The following is a 21,440-nucleotide window of genomic DNA, read 5'->3' on the forward strand; positions in this document are numbered from 1 at the left end:
TAACAATTACTGCAGATGATAAAGCGGATAAGCCAGGTAGCCGGACCCGGAAGGGAGACCGGTCGCCATAACCGGTGAATCCGCGTCAGCAGCAACGGCTCAGTTATACACCAGATTAAAGGTGACGGTCCCGTCCGCTTTGCCCGCCATCACCTGGCTGTCGGTCTGAATATATTGGGCATTAAACGACATCGACCTCGCCTGATCGGGTGAGGAGACGGTAGTCAGCACCGGCAGCTGATCGGTCGGCACATTCAGCGGCACGCGCTGGCCTTCTGCGACCTGCAGACCGGGGCCATAGGTCAGGGCAATGCCCACCCCTGACGCGGCGTTACTCTGTGGTGTCAGGCTGATGGCATTTTTGTCGCCAGCGGTCGCCATGCCAAAAAAGCCCACTTTGACTGCGGCGCTGTGTTCGCACATCACCTGAATCCGGAAACTTTTTTCGCTTCCCGCCCGACTGCCGATGCCGGTGAACTCCGCCTTACTCACTTTTCCCATCCCGACGTTAATCGCAGACTGGGATGTGACAACGGCACAGCTGCCATATTGCACCGTAAAGCTGGAGAGAAAGAGCTGCGGCCTGTCGTTGATCGGCTGGCTGCTGACCGCACTGTTCCCCACCTTCAGGCTGGCATTACCGATATTTACCTCACCGACATTCGCGGGTTGGTTGCCTGGGTTCAGCGGGGAATGCTGCCCCGGAATTTTGTAAAACACCACATAGGACTGCAGTTTGATGTCGTGTGCCGCGTTGAACTGTGGACTGACCTGCGAGTTACAGATCGAACTGGTTTTGCCTTTGCCGGTGGTGTCGAAAAAGCCGCTGTTGCAATATGAAGGCTCTTTAAATCCAATCGCGAATCCGATGCTCTCAACACCCGGTACGCGATAGATTGGCGTCGTGTGCCCTCCCGCAATTGAGGTCTGTAATCCCGACTCTTCAGCATTAATCTGAAACCCCATATCTTTCCAGGCATAGCCCTGCTCACCGCTGTTTTTATTGCAGGTAAACGCATTGGTACTTTGCACGGGCATCTGCGCGGAGATGGGGGTGCCGTCAGCGGCGCCCGGGACATAGTTGACATTATGCACCTGCACGACCACCTGACTCACCCCCTGACACGACTCCTGGGCCAGAGAGGGCCAGCAGACCAGTGCCGGGATGAGCAGCACGATCCCTTTAATGACACGCTGAACTGATTTCATCTGAAACTCCTGTGAATTACTGGCAAACCGCAGAGACCAGTCTGACCGGATTCGTGCCGCTGGCGTCAGACAGGCGGAACGGCGCGCGACAGCTTTTCTGTTTCCCCTCCTCCTGCCACTTCACTTCAACCGTCCCCTGAGCGGGCACACCGCTCAGATAGAGTTCGCCCTTTTCTGCGACAATGCCGCTTGTGCTGCTCTGATTCCCCCCGGCATGGATTGCAATCTGCCCTGTGGCACCAAAAGGCGGGAAGGTATGCTGCCAGGTAAGCGTGAACAGCACCCGGTTCCCCACATGGGTCGCGTAGTCAGCCAGCACAATCGCCCCGCGGGTCGGGATAGCCGTTTGCCCATCCAGTTCCACGTCTACATTGTCGGGCAGCGTTTCAGTTTCCAGCTCGATGGCATTTTCATGATACGGCGAGAGTGAAGGCACAATTGCATAGCCGCGGCCGTCCGTGAACACATTGCTGCCGCTCTGGATGCCCACATTGGCGGTATCCGGAACCCGGACAATCGCGAAGGTATCCCCCAGCGGCTGGCTTAGCGTCACGCCGTGCGCATGGGCCACGATCCCGCCCGAGAGTCCATAGCTGTACTGCGTACTGTGACGGTCATGACCAACTCCGACACTGACGCTGCCCTGACTGCCGCGATAGTCCAGCGAGCCGCTACTGTTCACGTTCTGCCCCTGACTGTCGTGGCCCTGCTGCAGGGTGTAGTGCAGGTTATTGTTCTGCAATGCACTGCCTGACAGGCCGACCTGCTGCGAGACATCCCCGCGATTGCTGGCATTCATGCTGTAACTGACCGAACTGTCCGGCAGTAAGGCACTCAGTGGAACCGAAATATTGAAGGAGATAGCGCGGTCAGCTTTACGGGCCTGGGTCGAGTCGGTGTAAAACCAGGCCACGCCCCAGGAGATGGTTTTATAATTGCTGTAGAAACCCAGATGCAGGGTGCGATCGTTTCTGTTTGATCGCCAGTAGCGCTGCATATAGGCAGACGCACTGAGACTGCCCACGTCACCGATACCCTGGGAGACGGCAATTTCTGAACGACTGCGCTTGTTATCGACATAGCTCGCCGGGCTGGTGAGGGCATTGGCTTCGCTGAAGGCATAAAATCCGCTGGAGGAGTAGCGATAGCTGGCCATGCTGAAAGTGGTATTCGTGGAGGCAAAATTTTTCTGATACTGCGCGCGCACTGACTGACCACTTCGGCTCAGCCCCTGCGGTAACCGGGTGCTGGCGAAGGTCACATCCATTCCCAGCGAGCCGAAATCACCCAGACTCTTGCCCAGACCCGCCGCCACAGCATGATAGTTTTGCGCGAGCTGTACGCCACCAAAGGCGGTAAAGTCATGCGGCAGTCCGTAAAACAGCGTGGACTGGACAAATTCAGGTGAGCGCAGATTGTGACTGCCTGAATAGTGATAACGACCGCCGCTGACGCTATATTTCAGATGTCCCTGACGCAGCATATAAGGCACCGCAGAGTAAGGCTGGGTGAAGGTGCGCACCGAACCATCGCTTTCATGGATAGTGATATTAAGATCGCCGCTCTGAGCGGTGGGATAGAGATCTTTGATCTCGAAAGCACCCGGTGCGACCACGGTTTCATAAATCACATAACCCTGCTGACTCACCGTCACCCGCGCATTACTGTGGGCGATGCCATGGATCACCGGGGCAAAGCCGCGCTGACTTTCGGGAAGCATGGTGTCATCAGACATCATCTGTACCCCCCGAAACTGCACGCTGTCAAACACGTCACCCGAGGTGTAGGTATCACCGACCCGGAACTGGCTTTTCAGCGTCTTAAGATCCCGCTCCAGCCAGGTCGTCTGAGACTGCCAGTGACTGACCAGATCGTAACGCCAGCTGGACGTGTTACGCAGACGCCATGCGCCAAGATTAGCCCCGCTGCGCAGGCTCAGCAGCGTCGAGTTCCAGCGGTCATTCTGATTGCGGCCGCTGCTGCCAGAGAGGTTATAGTCAACGAAAGCCGCTGATACGCCCTCATCCCAGCTGGCGGGATCGACATAGTCACGATCTTTCATCTTCAGGGCAATCTGGGGAATGGAAAGGTTTAACTGCTGGTGCGCAAAATCAAAGTCACTTGAGGCATCGGGAATGTAATCGCCCAGCTCAGCAATCGCCTCATCTTTCTTCAGGTGGCTGAATGCAGAGAAACCCTCAACGTTTACCCCCATCGCGGAGAGATCGGCTACCGTCAGCTGTGGAATCAGCCCGTTTTTGCCCTCAACAAAAGAGACATCACGGCTATCGATCACTTTGTCGTTGAGCAACAGCGAGACATGATAGGTGCCGGGCTGCTGGCCGCCCTCACGGGCGAAATAGTGCAGATCGGCGGCCGTGTGTTGATCGGATGAAAACTCCAGCGCCGCCGGATTAAAGTAGTCGTCGGCGCGGGCAGCCCGCAACGGGCAGAACACCATCAGTATCACTCCCGGTACACCCGCCAGCCATGAAGAGGCATGCTTCGTCTTTGCATATTTTCTCTTCTTTAACTGCGCGTGCTGCGTCACTTTCACGGTTAAGGCCCCGTCATCAGATAAGTAAAACCACAACAAAATCCATCAGCGTGTACGTTCTTCAGTAACGCCGCCATAGTCATTGATGGCAGACCAGCTCACCGGGCCGGCATGGCTGACTGTCCAGTGACGATCTTCACCCGGACCAATCATGCCGGGATCGTTGATCGCCTGATGATTCACGCTCAGCGTATAAAAGGAGACGAAATAGGGCGTTGGGTTATGCGCAATCAGCTGGTTGCCCTGCTGGCGAAACGCGATGTCCTGCCAGGCGTCAGCCGGATTTCCCGCCAGCCCTTTTGGCCGGAAAAAGAGTTTAAATTTCGATTTAATATTGACCTGCAGCTGATTGCTTTTATCGCGCGGTGTGGGTGAGATCGATTTGACATTCAGCCAGAAAACAGACTCCCGATCTTTCGGCAGTGGCATGCCCAGATAATTAATCCTGAGCAGGTTCTCTTTATTGGCATCCAGGCGAAACAGCGGGGGCGTCACAATAAAAGGGACGCGGGTGTGATTATTTTTATCGGCATTCTCGATCCAGGATTCGATCAGATAGGGTGTCGTCTTATCCTGATTTGTTACCGACAGCGTGGCTTCCTTTTTTCCTTCAGCAAAAATAACCCGGGTCCCTCCCATCACCACACCTGCATGCGCCGCGAGATGAAGCAGACACGCCGAAATGAGCGAAATAATTCTTATTACCTTAATCATAGAGCGTTACGCCATTGAATTACGGAGGGAAAGCAGGGTTGCCCCTGCTATGAATCAGTTATAAACCATCACAAAATTTGATACGGCATTGGCCGCGCCCACATTAATAGCGGCACCGTCACTTTTATAATCAGCATAGAATTTTAAATCGGCGTGCCCCCCCGTGCTGGCTGCCACTACATCAACGTTTTTGGAGACGGCGCCGATAGCCACCTGAGTCTGACGGTCAGCTTCATAAAGTTTCACGCCGACACCGGACGCCCCGCCGCTGGCAACTTTAAGCAGGGTACTGTCGCCACTGTCTTTATCGCCATCGAACAACACCGCCACTTTTTTGACGGATGTCGGGCAGTCTGTGACTGAAATAGTGAACGGCGTTTCAGTGGTTTCCGTACGGCTTTCGAAATAGGATTTGGCCCATTTGCCTAAATCAATACTCTGCTTACTACTGGCGGTTGTCACGTTGCAGGATACATCGGTAATTTCACCGGTAAATTTAACTTCACCACCGGCTCCCTGCGTTCCCGCTGCCGTTCCCGGATTCGTATTAATAGGGGATGGGCCGTCAGTCGGGGTGGCGAATGCTGATCCGGAAATCATAAGGCCCGCCAGCGCCACTGGCAGAATACGTTTTCTGATATTCATCAACTGTTTCTCTTTTCAGAACATGCAAAGTGGCCGCAACCAACCACCTGATGGATAAATATGCACCAATAAGAATGCGCCAACATAATAACGCGCTGTTTATTATGTTGCGGGTATATTAATTAAACAAAGGTAGACGAAACTTAAACGAGCAGATTTATCCGGGGCTGAGATTTAATATTGAGGAAGTTAATTGAGCAGGATCAATTCCAGCAATCCCGACTTAAATAGTCGGAAAATAAACGACAGGATGTGATGAATAATATGATCACTTTAATTACCCATTATATTTTCAAAAAATATTTATGAATTCCAGAATGGGGATTTTTAAGCAGTCCATCGTTAAATCAGGTATGAATGGGCGCTCTGCGCTATGACCCGCAGGGATCTCTCTCCGGTTCAGGCGTCGCCCTTTCTGTTATGTTCACGGCTGACGCGCACCTGTCCGCTTCACTCAGGGCAGATCGTTATCCAGCGGCGCACGAAAAGCATGGCGGGCAGCCAGCATTAACTGGCTGGCAGTCACGGTGGCAGGTAAACGCCTCAGTATTTTGCAGGCCTGCCAGTAGCAGAGCAACATCACCTCATCCTCCTCTTTTTCCGCCCGTTCAAGCAGACGGGCGCGCAGTGACAGGACATCCAGGGTCTGCTGTTCATCCAGCATGTCCGCGATCGTCTGGTTAATAATGCGATAGAGTGTTTTCCAGGTGAGATCGGTATACAAATTTAGCCTCTTCTAACACGTATCCGCTTCCCGTGTATCCCCGACAGGGAAGTCACAGAAAGGATCTTCTCATTCAGGCGAATGAACGCTGCTGATTAACTATAGCGACTCGCCAGCGGCCGTCCAGAACCGGCGGCGAAGATTGCCAGAACGGATAATTCTAACGATTCAGAGGCCTGCCTGTCGCCTGTTACCTGCGGCTCCGCTTCTGATTGCCGATTTTTGTAACAATTGAGCCCCATTCTTAACTGGCTGCTGTGCCGCAGATTTGCCAGAGTAAAACGACTTCCCGTTACGTTTAAACTTAAGGAGTGGTTAATGAATCAGCACGCTGATGTTCTGGTCTGGGGTCAGGGTCCTGCGGTCTTCGAAGTCTTTCTGGAACCTACCTGTCCGTTTTCCGTTCGCGCTTTCAATAAATTCGACGCCTTACTGGCGCACGCAGGCGAAGAGAACATCACTCTGAAGATCCGTCTGCAGTCCCAGCCGTGGCACCTCTATTCGGGTCTCATTGTGCGCTATATCCTCGCCGCGGCCTGCGAAAGTAAAACGGCCGCCAGACAGGTGATGCAGGCCGTTGCCGATCACCGCGAAGAGTTTGAATTTACCGACCACTGCACCGGTCCGAACCGCGATGCCACCCCGAATCAGATTCTGGAACGCCTGAAAACCTACAGTGGCGTCGACGCCATGGCGGCATTTGATCGGCCCGATTTGCAGAACGCCATCAAGTGGCATTGCAAATACGCCCGCCAGAATGGCATTCACGTCTCTCCTACCTTTATGGTCAACGGCCTGGTGCAGCCTGAGATTAGCAGCGGTGATGACATTGAGCAGTGGGCGAGCTTCCTGAAACGCTAGTTCGTCTCTCCTGAGTCACTGCTTTGCCTGACAGCGGCGCTTGTGCACGACATCGGCGGGCGAAACGGCTTATCCCGGAGATTCGCCTGTTTTCCTGCCGGAATGCCGGGTAAGCTGTTCGGCGACAAGCAGCCTGCTCCGCAGATAACGCTGTTGCAGAGAGAACGGCTGCACACCTTTTCGGTGCCTCTGCAATGATGCAGGCAGGCACGCACCCACTTTCATAAGGATTTGCTGATGGCGATGACGCTGGAACAACTGCAGGAAAAATATCCGGATGCGATGGTCGATGCATTTGGTGATTCACCCGAGCTGGCGAACGCGTTAAGTACGCTGATTATTGCGGGTAAAAAAGTGGCCACCTGTGGGTCGGCAGCCAACTGGCAGGATCAGGAAAAACTGCCCCAGCCGGGCGGTTACAGCATTGTTCTCAACGGTGAACAGCAGCCCGTCTGCGTGATCCGCACCACCGGGCTGTTCCTGACGCGCTTTGACCGGGTGACGCCGGAGATGGCGATGCTTGAAGGTGAAGGCGATCTCAGCCTCGACTACTGGCGTCAGGAACATCAGCGATACTTTCAGCGGGAAGGCTCTTTTCACCCTGAGATGGAGCTGATTTTCGAAACGTTCCAGCTGGTCGAGGTGATCTGAACCGGCAGTTACAGCGCCTTTGCCGCCATCAGCGCCAGACGCGTGACCCCGCGTGCGGCAAGATTTTCAGCCGCACGCGCGGCCCGCATTCCGCTGGCGCACACCAGGACCACGCGTCGATCGGCAGGCGGCTGCCAGCCGGCGATCTGCTCTGGCAGCATGCGCAACGCCCCTTCCGCCACGCTGACCGGAGCCTCTTCGGCGCTGCGCAACTCCACAATGCAGTCCTCACCGGTGAGCATGGCCAGGTCGATGAACGGCGTGCCCGGCGCCTCCGGTTCCGGGGCATCGTCAAAGCGGAACTGTCGCATATGCCACGAGGCCAGGTCGCAGTGGATCATACAACCCAGCGGTGAAGGCGTCAGTTTCAGCAATACCGTGAGCACCATCTGTGCCTGCATGGCCCCCAGCGTGGCCACCGCAGGCCCCATGACGCCCGCGGTGTTACAGTCAGCCGATGCAGTGGGCAAGTGCGGAAACAGCGCTCGATAGCCAGGCGCACCGCCGCAGAATCCGCCGACATAGCCTTTACGCCCCAGCACTGAGGCGCAGATCAGCGGCAGGCCGCGCGCATAACAGGCGTCCGAAAGCTGATAGGTAATGGCAAAATTATCCGCCGCATCCACCACCACATCAATCTCCGCCAGCGCCTGCGGCAGCAGACTGGCGCTCAGTGACTGCGGATGCGCGTCGACTTCACACTCAGGGTTTCGCTGCGCCAGTGCCCGCTGTGCGCAGAGGGCTTTTGGCTGCCCGACATCGTCCACGCCAAACAGCGTCTGCCGGTGAAGGTTATGCAGTTCAACCCGATCGCCGTCGTAAAGACGAATGAACCCTACCCCGGCACCTGCCAGCAGGGGCAGCAGCGTGGCACTGAGACCGCCCGCCCCCACAACCAGCACCCGCGCCCTGCTCAGTCGCTGCTGCCCCGCCTCACCAATTTCCGGCAACATCGTCTGTCGCTGATAACGATTCATTGTCGCTCCTTAACTGAACTGTGCCAGACCAAACAGGGGCGTGGAGGCCGACGCCATATCGCGCTGCTCCATCAGCCCGGCCTGAAACGCCTCATGTCCCCCATGGATCGCGGCGGCAAAGGCACCGGCCATCCGGACCGGATCGCGAGCTTTTGCTACGGCCGTGTTGAGTAACACGCCATCAAAGCCCATCTCCATCGCCTGAGCCGCCTGGCCCGGTGCGCCGATCCCCGCGTCAATAATCAGCGGAATATCCTTAAACCAGGCACGCATGGCGCGCAGCCCCTCGATATTGCGCAGTCCCTGGCCGGAGCCAATCGGCGCCCCCCAGGGCATCAGCACTTCACAGCCGGCTTCCAGCAGTTTTTCACCGACAATGAGATCTTCCGTGGTGTAGGGAAACACCTGAAATCCGTCAGCGCAGAGAATGCGGGCGGCTTCCACCAGGGCAAAGGGGTCGGGTTGCAGCGTGTCGGCATGACCTATCACCTCCAGCTTGATCCACGGGGTATCAAACAGTTCACGCGCCATCTGCGCCGTGGTCACCGCCTCCTTTACCGAATGGCAGCCGGCCGTATTCGGCAGAATCCGTTTGTTGAGCTGTTGCAGCAGCGTGCGAAAGGCCGCGCCTTCCCGCCCCTCCCGTCGCAGGCTCACGGTAATGATCTCCGCGCCTGACGCGTCGATCGCCTGATGCAGAATCTCCGGCGACGGGTAACCGGCGGTGCCGAGCAGAAAACGGGATGTCGGTGCAAACTGATAGAACATGATTAACCTCCCTGCATCGGGGACAGAATTTCCAGCTGATTCCCGGCCTCAAGTCGCTGGCTGGCGTAACGGGTGCGCGGCACAAACTCACCGTTCAGGGCGGTGGCGACGGTGCGCGGATCGATCTGCTGCTCCTGCATCAGCTCCGCCAGGGTCGTTGCGCCGGTTTCAATCGCGCGTCCGTTGAGTTCAATTCGCATGGGGTGTCTCCTGAGTCAGTCGCCGCATAAGGTTTTCAGCCATTATCGGGGCCAGTAAAAAGCCGTGTCGGTAGAGGCCGTTGAGCGAGAAGCGGCCATTTTCGTAGCGCACCTCTGGCAGATTCTGCCGGTAAGCAGGACGCAACCCGGTACCGCTCTCGACGATCCGCGCTTCAGCCAGCGCCGGATGCAGGCTGTAAGCGGCGCTCAGCAGCTCCATCATCGCTTTCGCGCTAATCGGGCTGCTATCATGGCTTTCGACCATGGTGGCACCCAGCATGAAGTGCCCATTGGCACGAGGCACCAGATAGCAGGGAAAGCGCGGATGGAGCAGCCGGACGGGACGGGAGAGGCAAATGTCGGGGGTATGGAGGATCACCATTTCGCCGCGCACGGCACGCAACGCGGGCTGCTGATCGGCGGCGTGGATGCCGCGACAGTCGATAATCTTTCCGCCGGGCTGACCGCTGTGAAACGGCACGCCCGCCTCTTTGAGCCTATCCTGCAGCTGCTGCAGCGCCCGACGCGGGTCGAGATGCGCTTCCCGGGCAAAAAAAAGGCCGCGTGCGAAGCGGTTTTCCAGCGCCGGCTCAACGTCGCCGGGGGCCACCCACTGATGCTGCTGCGTCATGCTGGCAAAGCGCGTCAGCTCACGGCTGTCACGCGGCGGTGCAACCACCAGCGTGCCCTGCTGCACCACGCCATCCACACGCTTTGCCCACCAGCCCGCGGCATGCTGGCCCCATTCGATCACCTCTGGCGGTGCACTTTCTGCCTCGCACCAGGGCGCGAGCATGCCGCCCGCCCAGTGCGAGGCTGCCCGGCAGTCAGGCTGAGTAATAATTTCGACAGCTTCTCCCCGTTCCGCCAGCAGGGTGGCGACACAGAGTCCGGCGACGCCGCTGCCCAGCACCGACCAGCGGCCCTGGCTGCCCGCCACAGAAGAAGAGAGATTCAGGATTGAGTGGGTCACATTCGCCTCGTTATCCGTTAACGAAGACCCGTGATACAGAGGGAATAGGCAGAAGCGACGCGAATGCGCTCCTGCGGCAAGTATCTGATGCGATACCCGTCTTCCTACGCCAGTATCAACTGGGTCAGGTTCTAAGGGTCGCTGAGCCGCGCGGGTGCGCTATCAGCCTCTCAGTCTCTCCGGCGAGACTCCCCTGACGGGTTTAGTTGTAAGTGAAGCGAACAGCTTCGTCAAGCAGTGTGCAGGGGCGCGACGCAGAAAGAGAGAGACAAGGAAAGATGTCGCTACCGGATCAGAGGCGCGCGGCGACGTCTATAGCAGCGCCTGCAGGGAGTGCGTCACCGCGTCGGTGACTTCCCGAATACGCGGTTCGGCGCGGCGATAGTAGGTCCATTTACCCACTTTGCTGGTTTCCACCAGTCCGGCACTCTGCAGGGCTTTCAGGCATAACGAGGTGGCGGGCTGCGATAAGCCCGCCTTGTCCTGGATGAGACTGGCACAGACGCCATACTGGTCGAAGGGATAGAGCTGGGCATAGCCCGCAAACGCTTCGTCAGGGTTTTTGAGCCACATCAGCACGGCCATTCTGGTGGGATTGGCCAGTAACTTCAGGGCCTCTTCGGGTGACATGCCGCCTCACAAAACATCAGGATGGATAAACAGGGTAGTCAGTATACCCTTTCTCCGTTCCGCCATACAGGGAGGTGTGGTCCACAGGATTCAGCGGATTGCCTGCTTTAATCCGCGCGGGCAGATCGGGGTTGGCGATAAAGGTGCGGCCAAAACCAAACAGGTCACCCCAGCCTTTATCCAGCATCCGCTGGGCTTTTTCGGCGGTGTAACGGCCTGAGTAGATAATGGGCGAGCGGAAGGTTTCCCGCAGCGCAATCCGGAAACTCTCCGGCAGGTCAGGACTGTTATCCCAGTCCGCCTCGGCGATAGAGAGATAACCAATTTTCAGCTCATTGAGCAGCTGCGCAGCGCGGATATAAGTCGCATGCGGATCGCGTTCGACCAGGCCCAGATAGACGCGATCTTCGTCCGTGCTGCTGAAAAGCGGGGCAAACCGGACGCCGACACGATGACTGCCAAAGACCGAACTTACTGCTTCAACCACTTCACGCAGAAAACGCAGACGATTCTCAGGCGAGCCACCATATTCATCCGTACGGAAGTTGGTGTGCTCAGAAATAAACTGATTAATCAGATAGCCGTTGGCGGAGTGAAGCTCAACGCCATCGAACCCGGCCGCTTTGGCATTTTCCGCCGCCCGCCGGTAAAGTGCCACAATCTCTTTCACTTCCGCGTTCGTCAGCGCCCGCGGCTCGCTGGGCGCGGTTAACATTCCGGCACCCGGTCCGGTTTCAATAAAGACCCGGACGTTATCGGCGGCTATCGCTGACGGCGCAACAGGGGCCTCTTTTCCTGGCTGAAGTTCATTATGGGACACCCGCCCCACGTGCCAGAGCTGGCAGAAAAGAGTGGCACCTTCCTGATGCACTGCTTCGGTGACTTTTTTCCACCCCGCAATCTGCGCTTCACTGTGTATCCCTGGCGTCCATGCATAGCCCTGCCCGCGAGGCTCAATCTGGGTGCCTTCAGTGATCATCAGTCCGGCACCGGCGCGCTGGCGATAATATTCCACCATCATCGGACCGGGAACATTGCCCGGCTGCTCACTGCGGCAGCGGGTCAGCGGCGGCAGAACGATGCGGTTACGGAGCTGAAGGTCGCCCAGGCTCAGGGGGGTAAAAAGTGATGGCATGACAAAAAAATCCTCTGGTGTTTGAAGAGGCGATATTATATTTACACATTTAAATTTGTAAATGTGTTTGTGGGCTTTTTATTTGTCCTGTGCCTGATTTCATCAGGTTATGAGAGACTTATCGCCAGGCGATGAACCTGTGGGGTAGGATTGCTGTTCCGGATGCAGACGCAACCCCCCTCAGCGCGCATTTATCGGATTTTAACAGGGAGCTATCTGTGAACAGGCTAATCTCGTCAGACGCGCTGGGACCACGCATCTGTATTCTCGGGCCTTCTAACAGCGGAAAATCCACGCTGGCTGAGGCCCTGTCACGCAAAACAGGTCTGCCTGTGGTGCACCTGGATCAGTTGCATCATATTCCAGGCAGTCAGTGGGTGCCCAGGGAGCCGGACCTGTTCCTTCGTTTACACGCCGAAGCAGTCAGTCAGGAGAGATGGATCATGGAAGGCAACTATACCAAGTGTATTGAAGCACGGCTCGCCCGGGCCACCGGACTGATTCTTCTGGATGTCAGCGTGCCTTTAGCGCTGCTGCGCTATGTCCGGCGATGCTACTCCTCCACGCCGCGGATCGGGGGACTCAGGACTCACAGAGAGCCGGTAAGCCTGGCGATGATAAATTACATTGCCCGCATCGCCCCTCAGAACCGGAAGCGGCACAGGCAGCTCTATGACTCGCTCACGCTGCCAAAACTGCTGCTCAGTTCTCCTCGCGCCATGAATATCTGCGCGGAAGAGTGGGGACTTCAGCTAAAAAACTCTGGAGCATAACCAGCCAACGGCCAGGAATGCAGACAGAAACCGTCAGAGAAACTATGGCGATTCATCAGCAAGTTTCAGATGGGTCAACAGCGCCGTCAGCGACGGCACCGGTCCGGCATGGGTGGTTGCTGAGCGGGTCGTGTCCCAGGGCATCGCATCATCGGTGCAGAAGTCGCCGACACACTGCATATCCACCGCCTCATTGAGTAAACCCACAGGAATCCAGACATAAGGCCTGTCCCGCAACGGGTTGGGCACGGTGGAGCCACAGCGGGTGCAGAAATCGTTGCGATAACCGCTGGCTTTTTGCCATGACGCCAGGTGATCTTCTCCGCCAGTCCAGCGGAACTCCCCCGCTTTCACCAGCGTCGCCAGGTTATAGCCGGTTCCGCTCTGCTTTCTGCACAGCGAACAGTGACAACGGTAGTAAAGCGTGGGTGGCGCTGCCAGCTCAAAAACCACCGTTTCACACAAGCACGAGCCTTTCATTTCACCGCCTTGTTGATGTAATGAGAGAGGCCACCGCTGCGGATGCCCCCTGATTGCAGTGACACCCTGGCGAAACCGTTGTTTGCATCAGCACAGGGTGTGCCATTTTCATGCAGAAGTCGCGAACGGCCATCCCCGACTTAGTGGCGACTGAAAACCAGTTTCAGCCCCGCCAGCGCAAAGCAGCAGGCTAACAGTGCCTCCAGTCCGCGACGGATGCGGCGATAGAACGCGCTCATCACCGCCGTCGAGAAGAGCAGCGCATATCCACCGAACACCAGCAGACAGATCGTTGCACAGCCAGCGATGATCAGCGGTACCGTGGAGGCAGCCATATCGGGCTTCAGGGCAAAAGACATGATCGCCACCCAGGTGAGAATCGCTTTGGGATTGCCGACATGCATGAGTATTCCCTGGCGAAACAGTCTGCCCCAGGCGACCCGCTCAGTGCTGGCATCAATGTCTGTCGCTTCCGTGCGGCGCAGGGCCGATTTACCCGCTTTAAATGCCAGCCAGAGCAGATATAACCCGCCGCCAACCTTTAATACAATCAGCAACTTTGCGAAGGTGGCCAGCACCGTCAGCACGCCACAGGCGGCCAGCAGCGCCCAGATCATGGAGCCGCTCACCACACCTGCTGCCAGCGCCAGGGCGGCCCCCCTGCCCTTTTTCATCGCCGTTCCCATTATCGCCATATTGCTGGGGCCCGGGCTGGCCGTGGCGACAAAGTAGGTGGTGAAAATCAGGAGTAATTCATGCGAAAGTGCCATAACTGCCTCTGAGATTGATTGTTATCAATCTGTTATATCGGTTGTGACGAACATTTACCAGTGATGCTGTCGTCCGCCTGATGAGCGGAATCTCATTCAGCGACGATAAAGATCAGGCCCAAGGGTGAAATCCGGCAGGTTGAGCGGTTTATATGCGCATTTGTCATCGCGCACGGGCGCAGTGCTGAAGAGGTTTAGCGGGAAATGACACGGGTAAAAGCAGGGTTAAGATTCAGTCCGGCCGATCGCATTGTGAAAATGAAATCATTCGCCGGACTGAACGGGCTCAGGAAGCGCTTATTTACCCAGAATTTCTCTGCGGACAATCTCTGCGCCTGCGCTCAACGCGTTGAGCTTGCCATTGGCAACATGACGCGGCAGCGGGATCATGCCGCAGTTGGTCGAAGGATAGAGATTTTCGGCATCCACAAACTGCAACGCCTTGCGCAGCGTACTGGCGACCTCTTCCGGCGTCTCAATATTATGGGTTGCCACATCGATGGCGCCGACCATCACTTTTTTACCGCGAATCAGCTCGATCAAATCCATCGGCACCCGCGAGTTCTGGCACTCCAGCGAGACGATATCGATCGATGAGCGCTGCAGTTTCGGGAAGACCTCTTCATACTGGCGCCACTCGGTTCCCAGCGTTTTCTTCCAGTCGGTGTTCGCTTTGATGCCATAGCCATAGCAGATATGCACGGCGGTTTCACACTTCAGCCCTTCGACAGCGCGCTCTAGTGCCGCAATGCCCCAGTCGTTAACCTCGTCGAAAAAGACGTTAAAAGCCGGCTCATCAAACTGAATAATATCCACGCCTGCGGCTTCCAGCTCTTTTGCCTCCTGGTTGAGGATTTTTGCAAATTCCCACGCCAGTTTTTCGCGACTTTTGTAGTGGTTGTCGTAGAGGGTATCGATCATGGTCATCGGCCCCGGCAGCGCCCATTTAATCGGACGATCGGTCAGCTTACGTAAAACCTTTGCATCTTCGACAAAGACCGGCTTCTGACGGGAGACTTCACCCACCACGGTCGGGACGCTGGCATCATAACGATTACGGATACGCACCACTTCGCGCTTTTCAAAATCCACGCCGCTGAGGTGTTCGATAAAGGTCGTGACGAAGTGCTGACGGGTTTGCTCACCATCACTGACGATATCGATCCCGGCCCGCACCTGATCGTCCAGGCAGAGACGCAGCGCATCTAATTTACCCGCCACTAACTCATCATCCTGCAGTTTCCAGGGTGACCAGAGCACCTCTGGCTGTGCAATCCATGAGGGTTTTGGCAGGCTGCCAGCGGTGGATGTCGGTAATAAGGTTTTCATAGCAGGTGACCTTTTAATTTTAATTAAAGAACGGATTCAGCGGACCATTGCGCCAGCAGGGTCTGATTCGGCTTAATGAAATGGGCCTCAGTAAATTTCCCCTGCTCAACAGCCAGCCGGCTGCGCTCTTCACGATCGTAAACAATCCGGGTTAAAGAGTAATCCTGATGCTGCAGCGTCGGCTGATAGCAGTGACCGGCAGCGGAATTCGCGTTATAGATTTCAGGGCGATAGATCTTCTGGAACGTTTCCATGGTGCTGATAGTGCCGATCAGCTCAAGGTCGGTGTAATCGCTGAGCAGCTCACCGTGGAAATAGAACGCCAGCGGCGCAACGCTGCCCTGCGGCATAAAGAAACGCACTTTCAGGCCCATTTTCCCGAAGTAGAAATCGGTCAGTGAGGGCGCATCCTGCTGATATTCAATGCCCAGGATGGGATGCTGATTGCCGGTACGCACATAGGTGTTTTTGCTGGACACGCTCAGGCAGATAACCGGTGATTTGCTGAAATTCTCTTTATAGACCGCTGAGTTAACGAAGCTTTTAAAAATGTTGCCGTGCAGCTGGCCAAAATCCGCGGGCGTGCTGAATTCAGTCTGCCCTTTATTAAAATCTGCCAGCACCACGCTGAAATCATAATCGCGCACGTAGGATGAGAAATTATTTCCCACAATGCCCTCGCTGCGCTCACCGGTGTGATGATCCACGATATAGGTTTTTAAAATTTCGATAGCCGGAAACGCTTCGCCGTCAGCGCCACCCTGAAGATTCAGCTCCGCAGAAATGATCTCCAGTTCAACGGAATAGCGGTCAGCCTTTGGATTGTCCCAGTGCGCCAGCGAGTTAAAACGATTATCGATCATCACCAGGGCGTTGCGCAGATTTTCCTGACGCTTTTCGCCACGCGCTAAATTCGCAAAGTTCGTCGTCGCGCGCGTATTTTTTGAAGGGTTATAGTTTTCGTCGAAACGAATACGCTTGATGGTAAAGGCAAAATCGTTGTTCATCGCTATCGGGTATCCTGGTCGCTGATATGAATTGTTGCTGAGAGGGTTATGCAGCTTTGCTATCCCTTAACAAGCATTCATATTTCTCAAAGTTATTAACAATTCTTACTTTATGCCTCAACGGGCGGGTGAAAAAAAGTGATTAAATTTCAACGAACATGAAGGAAATTCATGTTGAGACGGGAAAGCGGGGGATTTTTCACGATCGGGCGGGACATTCATTTACCCGCACCCGTGCGCGGGCCTGTCACCTTCGCACAGAACCCGGCGTCGCGGCAAATCTGCACGGGTGCCGGGCTTATCTCACCAGCGGTAACGTTACCGCTGGTGCGCTGCGCTAGATCTTATAAAAATCATCGCAGAAGGCTTTTCGCGCACCCGATTTCAGGGAAAGCCTGTGCGCCGCCTCTTTCATCAGTTTACCCAGACCGCCGTCGCGTTTCGCCTCTGTCAGGCGTGAAGCGGGTCCGGTCAGGGCCAGGGCCGCGAGCATATTGTCGCCCTCACCAAACACCGGAAGTGATAATGAGGCGATATGCGGATCGCGGATACCGGAGGTAAACAACGGAAGTTCCGGCTGAGTCTCAAACAGCGGTTCTCTGCGTCCCCAGCAGCGGAGCACCTTTCCGATGGCTGAATTGTCCAGCGGCAGAAACGTTCCGGGCAGACGCGTTTCCCGCAAGCCTTCTGACGGTTCCGCGCGGAACAGACAGAGTCGCTGATCCTTCTCGATGACATACCAGGTGGCGCTTTCACCCGTGGCCGTCGCCAGGGCATGAAGCTCAGGCTGGACGATAGTGGCAAGATGAAAGGATTGTTCATAGAGCTTGCCCAGATAGAGCAGTCTCGGTCCCAGGGTATAAACCCCGTTGTCGCGCCGGATGACGTAATTCATGCGTTCCAGTGAGTTCATCAGGCGATAAACCGTCGTTTTGTGATACCCGGAAAGCTGGGCCAGCGCGGTCAGCGTGAGTGACTCTTCGCCAGGCCTGAAACAATCCAGTAGCGCCAGCGCTTTTTCTACGGCAATTACGCCTTCATTCCCCATTAGCAGGTTCTCCTGTTTGCGACGGCAGGCAGTTTACCCTGTAATTTGTGATTCACATCGTATTTACATCACAAATGAATGCTTAACACTGGTGTGATCCAAATTAACATAGATATAGTAGTTTTATATTGTACAACAAAGTTGTACCTGGTAAAACGAAAGAGGATGATCTATGCCACATGCAGATAATACCTTCATCAATCGCGACATTACCCGTATCGCGCCAGAGCTCGTAAAACAGGCTGCTCAGTTTCAGGCCGCGATACTGGCAGATGTTGCCGGGCGACGCGGAACGCTGCACGGACGCGTAAAACCGCTTTCCCACACCATGAAAGTTGCCGGCCCCGCTATCACTGTTGAAGTCAGACCGGGTGACAATCTCGCTATCCACGCCGCACTGGCTATTGCCCAGCCGGGCGATGTGATTGTGGTTGATGGCAAAGGCGACATCAGCTGCGCATTAATCGGCGAAATTATGTCTACTCAGGCGCAGGCCTCTGGCATTGCCGGGATCATTATTGATGGCGCGGTTCGTGATGCCGATGCACTGAGCACCAATGGCTTCCCGGTATTTGCCGTGGGCCTGAATCCCTGTGGCCCGACCAAATCGGTTGCGGGACGGGTTAACTTCCCTGTTTCAGTAGCAGGCGCAGCGATTCAGCCGGGCGATCTGGTGATTGGCGATATCGATGGCGTGGTTGTGCTGCCTCGTGAAGCCGTTCCGGCCCTGATCGAACTGGCGCAGAAAAAACTGGATTTCGAAACCAGCCGCATCGCCGCCATTCGCGATGGCGATCTCCGCGCGCCCTGGTTAGAGAAAGCGCTGCTTACGGCTGGCATGCTGGTTGACGGGGAGGTGCTGTAATGACGACCTCTTCTCCTGTCATTCTGGTCACCGCCAGCGATCTGGCGCCGCAGGCAGTCAGCCTGCTCGACGATTTCACGATTGTGTATGCAGGCAAACAGCCGGGCGAAGAGACTCTGGTTCAGCTCTGCCAGCAGCACAACCCGGTGGGGATCATCGTCCGCTATGGCAAGATTAACGCCCGCATCATGGACGCCGCCCCCGCTCTGCGCGTTATCTCCAAACACGGCAGTGGCATCGATGTCATCGATCAGAAAGCCGCCGCTGCGCGTCATATCAGTGTTCAGTCGGCCCCGGGTGCCAACGCGGCTGCCGTGTCAGAGCACGCCTGGGCGCTGATCCTGGCCTGCGCTAAATCGGTGATCCCCCTGGATCAACGCATGCGTCAAGGACACTGGGATAAATCGACCCACAAATCCGTCGAGCTGGAGGGCAGAACCCTCGGGCTGGTGGGTCTGGGGGCGATAGGGGGTCGCGTGGCCCGTATCGGCCGCGCTTTTGGCATGAACGTTCTGGCCTATGATCCCTATGCGCGCACTTTCCCGGATGAGTGTGTCTCCTCTTCGCTGGACGATCTGCTGCGTCAGTCAGATGTGATTTCATTGCACTGCCCGCTGACGGAACAGACCCAAAAGATGATCAACGCAGAGTCGCTGGCGTTGTGTAAAAAAGGCGCCATTCTGGTGAATACGGCTCGCGGAGGGCTGATCGATGATGAAGCCCTGATCGCGGCACTGAATGACGGCACGATCGCCTCAGCAGCGCTGGATAGCTTTGCCACAGAACCGCTGACCGCCCCGCATATCTGGCAGAATGTCGACAACGTGATTCTGTCGCCACACATTGGTGGCGTCAGTGATAACTCCTACGTGAAGATGGGCACCGTGGCAGCCACAAACGTGCTGAACGTGCTGGCAGAACCGGTGAAAGACGAAAGTCCGGTTTCCTGATCGGCTTTCCTGACCGGCTAAACAGGCGCCTGGGCCGTTTAGCCGGTTTTTTTATGCGTTCTCCCCTCTGCCCTTGCCGCATTACTGCCCTGGCCTCTGAAACTTTCCCTCTGCCCTCTCTGTGGCCTGACACGCCCCTGACAGACGCGATCAGCATTCAGATGCCACATCGCGGCACTCCAGCTTTAAACACCCGCAGATAGCGTCACCTGTCCCTGCAGGGCCAGACTCACTGTCAGCACCTCCCTTCTGGCTGAACCAGCGCTCCTTACACCACTCTTCCTCCAGCCGAGGGTGAGCCCCTGCATACGGCCCGCTTTCGTCAGATGGCATTCAGGGGGGATGACAACCTGCCACAGGCTTACAGGAGCGCCAGGCGTGGCTCAGTGAAAAGATGGGCGAGTTAACATGGCTGTTGAGTAAGCGAGGGGGTGTTGCACACAAAGAGATCGATCAGGAAAAAGAGGCGGCAGGAGGAGGAGTGAAGGGAGAAGCCCGGAGACGCGGCGAGCAGCGTCTCCGGGCTGACAACGTTATTTACTGACGGGTGAAGCGGTATTCTCAACTTCAATGTTTAATTTTTTGGTGCGTCCCATAACCAGCACGGCGATGCCGCCGACGCTGCAGAGCACAGCCAGTGGCAGCATTGCCAGGGTGTGACTGCCGGTGGCCTGATTGATGATGCCGTAAACGTTAACCATCAATCCTCCGCCAATCAGGTTAGCCATCGCCCCGATAGCAGCCAGACCCGCCGCAGCCGTCGTGGATGACATCCATCCCGAAGCCAGCGCCCAGAAAGGACCTTTCATTGAGTAAGCACCAATCAGCACCAGCGACAGAATCACGACGCTGCCGGTCAGCGTGTTGGTCAGGAATGCAGAGAGCAGACCGCCTGCGATTAAAAACAGCGTCAGCGCGGTGTGCCAGCGACGTTCGCCGCTGCGGTCAGAGCTTCTGCCCCAGACAATCATCAGAACAGAAGCCAGACCGTAAGGGATCGCATTCACTAAACCGGTCGTGAAGTTGTCCAGACCGAAAGATTTCAGCAACTGCGGAGACCAGACGCTCAGCGTTGAACCTGCCGCCGAGGCACCTGCATAAATCAGCGCCATCACCCAGATATGTTTATGGCGCAGCAGCTTCCACAGCGAGATGTGACCAATCGCTTTTTTCTTCGCGTTTTCCGCTTCCAGCGTGGTATTCAGCCAGGCTTTCTGCTCCTGATTCAGCCAGCTGGCATCAGAGGGGCGGTTGCTCAGCATGAAGAAAGCGGCCACCCCCAGCACCACGGCCGGAATGCCTTCCAGGATGAACAGCCAGTGCCAGCCGCGCATGCCCAGCCAGCCGTCGAGTGACAGAATCAGACCTGAGATAGGTGAGCCGATAAAGTTCGCGGCAGGGATAGCCACCATGAAGGTCGCGATGACGCGTGCACGGTATTTGCCTGGGATCCAGTAGGTCAGATAAAGAATGACGCCCGGGAAGAATCCTGCCTCAGCGGCACCCAGTAAGAAACGCAGAACATAGAGCGTATTGGCGCTTTCGACGAAAGCCGTACAGACCGAGATGATGCCCCAGGAGACCATGATGCGCGAGATCCAGATCTTTGCACCAATCTTCTGCATCGCAAGGTTGCTGGGGACTTCAAACAGGAAGTAACCAACGAAAAACAGGCTGCTCGCCAGGCCAAACACCGCTTTCGACAACCCCAGATCTTCGTTCATCTGCAACGAAGCCATGCCTATGTTACCGCGGTCAATAATGGCAATCAGATAACAGACAATCAGAAATGGCAAAATGCGCCAGACCACCTTTTTTACGGTCTGCTGCTCGATATCGGCAGAGAAAGTCGTGATGTGCTGTTTTTCAGACATGATGATCCTCACATTTTTGTCATCGTTTTGCGCGTGATACGCAAAACGCATCGTTGTACCCTGTAAAACATTAATGTACTCAGTAAAACCATTATCACGATAAAAAAGCGTCTCCGCCGGAAGATGTAATCAGGTTGTGTTATTTGTCACAAAAAAGTATTCAGCACATCTGGTTTATGTGACGCGCAAGTCGTTACCAGGATAAAGAGCGGACAGATTTTTTGCGGGGTTAATGCGACGGGAGAGAGTAATGAGAACAAAGGCCGTCATCCAGGGATAATTTTTGCTTTTATACCGCTT

At 55.9% G+C, this 21,440-nt stretch carries 22 protein-coding genes and 1 riboswitch; of the genes, 5 read left to right on the top strand and 17 right to left on the bottom strand.

Annotation, left to right across the window (positions count from 1 at the left end; genetic code table 11):
- Nucleotides 1-99: 99 nt before the first annotated feature.
- The 5 genes from S7A_RS19610 to S7A_RS19630 form a co-directional block, all read right to left on the bottom strand.
- Entirely contained in the window at nucleotides 100-1,209 is a 1,110-nt protein-coding gene (locus S7A_RS19610; protein ID WP_009093088.1) for a fimbrial protein, read from the bottom strand.
- 16 nt (nucleotides 1,210-1,225) lie between these two features.
- Nucleotides 1,226-3,670, bottom strand: a complete 2,445-nt coding sequence (locus S7A_RS19615; RefSeq protein ID WP_009093089.1) for a fimbria/pilus outer membrane usher protein — start codon at nucleotides 3,668-3,670, stop codon at nucleotides 1,226-1,228.
- Between the two features lie 141 nt (nucleotides 3,671-3,811).
- Nucleotides 3,812-4,480: a molecular chaperone gene (locus S7A_RS19620; RefSeq protein ID WP_033736783.1), complete on the bottom strand. Its 669-nt coding sequence runs from the start codon at nucleotides 4,478-4,480 to the stop codon at nucleotides 3,812-3,814.
- A 54-nt stretch (nucleotides 4,481-4,534) separates the two neighbouring features.
- On the bottom strand, nucleotides 4,535-5,125 hold the full coding sequence (locus tag S7A_RS19625) for a fimbrial protein (protein ID WP_009093091.1): 591 nt from the start codon (nucleotides 5,123-5,125) through the stop codon (nucleotides 4,535-4,537).
- A gap of 454 nt (nucleotides 5,126-5,579) precedes the next feature.
- Complete coding sequence (locus S7A_RS19630; protein ID WP_009093092.1) at nucleotides 5,580-5,849, bottom strand: hypothetical protein; 270 nt, start codon at nucleotides 5,847-5,849, stop codon at nucleotides 5,580-5,582.
- A 318-nt stretch (nucleotides 5,850-6,167) separates the two neighbouring features.
- On the opposite strand from S7A_RS19630, the gene S7A_RS19635 reads away from it, so the two are divergent.
- Together S7A_RS19635 and S7A_RS19640 are read left to right on the top strand one after the other, a co-directional pair.
- A complete protein-coding gene (locus S7A_RS19635; RefSeq protein WP_009093093.1) occupies nucleotides 6,168-6,710 on the top strand; it encodes a thioredoxin domain-containing protein in 543 nt (180 codons plus the stop codon).
- Between the two features lie 237 nt (nucleotides 6,711-6,947).
- Nucleotides 6,948-7,361 carry an ASCH domain-containing protein gene (locus tag S7A_RS19640; protein ID WP_009093094.1) on the top strand — a complete coding sequence of 138 codons (414 nt, stop codon included), beginning with the start codon at nucleotides 6,948-6,950 and terminating at the stop codon, nucleotides 7,359-7,361.
- 8 nt (nucleotides 7,362-7,369) lie between these two features.
- On the opposite strand, the gene S7A_RS19645 is transcribed toward S7A_RS19640, so the two are convergent.
- The 6 genes from S7A_RS19645 to S7A_RS19670 all read right to left on the bottom strand — a co-directional run bounded on the left by S7A_RS19645 (nucleotide 7,370) and on the right by S7A_RS19670 (nucleotide 12,044).
- On the bottom strand, nucleotides 7,370-8,338 hold the full coding sequence (locus tag S7A_RS19645; protein WP_009093095.1) for a HesA/MoeB/ThiF family protein: 969 nt from the start codon (nucleotides 8,336-8,338) through the stop codon (nucleotides 7,370-7,372).
- A 9-nt stretch (nucleotides 8,339-8,347) separates the two neighbouring features.
- Nucleotides 8,348-9,106, bottom strand: a complete 759-nt coding sequence (locus S7A_RS19650; protein WP_009093096.1) for a thiazole synthase — start codon at nucleotides 9,104-9,106, stop codon at nucleotides 8,348-8,350.
- A gap of 2 nt (nucleotides 9,107-9,108) precedes the next feature.
- Nucleotides 9,109-9,306 carry a sulfur carrier protein ThiS gene (thiS, locus tag S7A_RS19655; protein ID WP_009093097.1) on the bottom strand — a complete coding sequence of 66 codons (198 nt, stop codon included), beginning with the start codon at nucleotides 9,304-9,306 and terminating at the stop codon, nucleotides 9,109-9,111.
- Nucleotides 9,296-10,279 carry an FAD-dependent oxidoreductase gene (locus tag S7A_RS19660; RefSeq protein WP_009093098.1) on the bottom strand — a complete coding sequence of 328 codons (984 nt, stop codon included), beginning with the start codon at nucleotides 10,277-10,279 and terminating at the stop codon, nucleotides 9,296-9,298. Before S7A_RS19660 ends, thiS begins: the two co-directional genes overlap by 11 nt.
- Before the next feature lie 84 nt (nucleotides 10,280-10,363).
- Nucleotides 10,364-10,484, bottom strand: a riboswitch (TPP riboswitch).
- Between the two features lie 107 nt (nucleotides 10,485-10,591).
- A complete protein-coding gene (locus S7A_RS19665) occupies nucleotides 10,592-10,909 on the bottom strand; it encodes a helix-turn-helix transcriptional regulator (RefSeq protein WP_009093099.1) in 318 nt (105 codons plus the stop codon).
- A gap of 16 nt (nucleotides 10,910-10,925) precedes the next feature.
- The gene (locus tag S7A_RS19670; protein WP_009093100.1) at nucleotides 10,926-12,044 is read right to left on the bottom strand and encodes an alkene reductase; all 1,119 of its coding nucleotides are present in this window, start codon (nucleotides 12,042-12,044) and stop codon (nucleotides 10,926-10,928) included.
- A gap of 443 nt (nucleotides 12,045-12,487) precedes the next feature.
- On the opposite strand from S7A_RS19670, the gene S7A_RS21845 reads away from it, so the two are divergent.
- On the top strand, nucleotides 12,488-12,817 hold the full coding sequence (locus S7A_RS21845; protein WP_369750602.1) for a DNA topology modulation protein FlaR: 330 nt from the start codon (nucleotides 12,488-12,490) through the stop codon (nucleotides 12,815-12,817).
- A 42-nt stretch (nucleotides 12,818-12,859) separates the two neighbouring features.
- On the opposite strand, the gene S7A_RS19680 is transcribed toward S7A_RS21845, so the two are convergent.
- The 5 genes from S7A_RS19680 to S7A_RS19700 form a co-directional block, all read right to left on the bottom strand.
- Nucleotides 12,860-13,297 (bottom strand): GFA family protein, encoded by a 438-nt coding sequence (locus tag S7A_RS19680; RefSeq protein ID WP_009093102.1) that lies wholly within the window; start codon nucleotides 13,295-13,297, stop codon nucleotides 12,860-12,862.
- Between the two features lie 140 nt (nucleotides 13,298-13,437).
- Entirely contained in the window at nucleotides 13,438-14,067 is a 630-nt protein-coding gene (locus S7A_RS19685) for a LysE family translocator (RefSeq protein WP_009093104.1), read from the bottom strand.
- 297 nt (nucleotides 14,068-14,364) lie between these two features.
- Entirely contained in the window at nucleotides 14,365-15,396 is a 1,032-nt protein-coding gene (locus S7A_RS19690) for a methionine synthase (protein WP_009093105.1), read from the bottom strand.
- Between the two features lie 23 nt (nucleotides 15,397-15,419).
- Nucleotides 15,420-16,403, bottom strand: a complete 984-nt coding sequence (locus tag S7A_RS19695; protein ID WP_009093106.1) for a DUF1852 domain-containing protein — start codon at nucleotides 16,401-16,403, stop codon at nucleotides 15,420-15,422.
- Between the two features lie 337 nt (nucleotides 16,404-16,740).
- Entirely contained in the window at nucleotides 16,741-17,451 is a 711-nt protein-coding gene (locus S7A_RS19700; RefSeq protein ID WP_009093107.1) for an IclR family transcriptional regulator, read from the bottom strand.
- Between the two features lie 172 nt (nucleotides 17,452-17,623).
- Here S7A_RS19700 and S7A_RS19705 point away from each other — a divergent pair, with 172 nt between their 5' ends.
- Both S7A_RS19705 and S7A_RS19710 read left to right on the top strand, forming a co-directional pair.
- Nucleotides 17,624-18,316, top strand: a complete 693-nt coding sequence (locus S7A_RS19705; protein WP_009093108.1) for an RraA family protein — start codon at nucleotides 17,624-17,626, stop codon at nucleotides 18,314-18,316.
- Nucleotides 18,316-19,266: a hydroxyacid dehydrogenase gene (locus S7A_RS19710; protein WP_009093109.1), complete on the top strand. Its 951-nt coding sequence runs from the start codon at nucleotides 18,316-18,318 to the stop codon at nucleotides 19,264-19,266. Before S7A_RS19705 ends, S7A_RS19710 begins: the two co-directional genes overlap by 1 nt.
- 533 nt (nucleotides 19,267-19,799) lie before the next feature.
- Here S7A_RS19710 and S7A_RS19715 read toward each other — a convergent pair.
- Nucleotides 19,800-21,140 (bottom strand): MFS transporter, encoded by a 1,341-nt coding sequence (locus tag S7A_RS19715; protein WP_033736842.1) that lies wholly within the window; start codon nucleotides 21,138-21,140, stop codon nucleotides 19,800-19,802.
- Nucleotides 21,141-21,440: the final 300 nt, after the last annotated feature.

It is taken from the genome of Pantoea sp. Sc1, assembly GCF_000255315.1.
Classification (GTDB): Bacteria; Pseudomonadota; Gammaproteobacteria; order Enterobacterales; family Enterobacteriaceae; genus Pantoea; species Pantoea anthophila.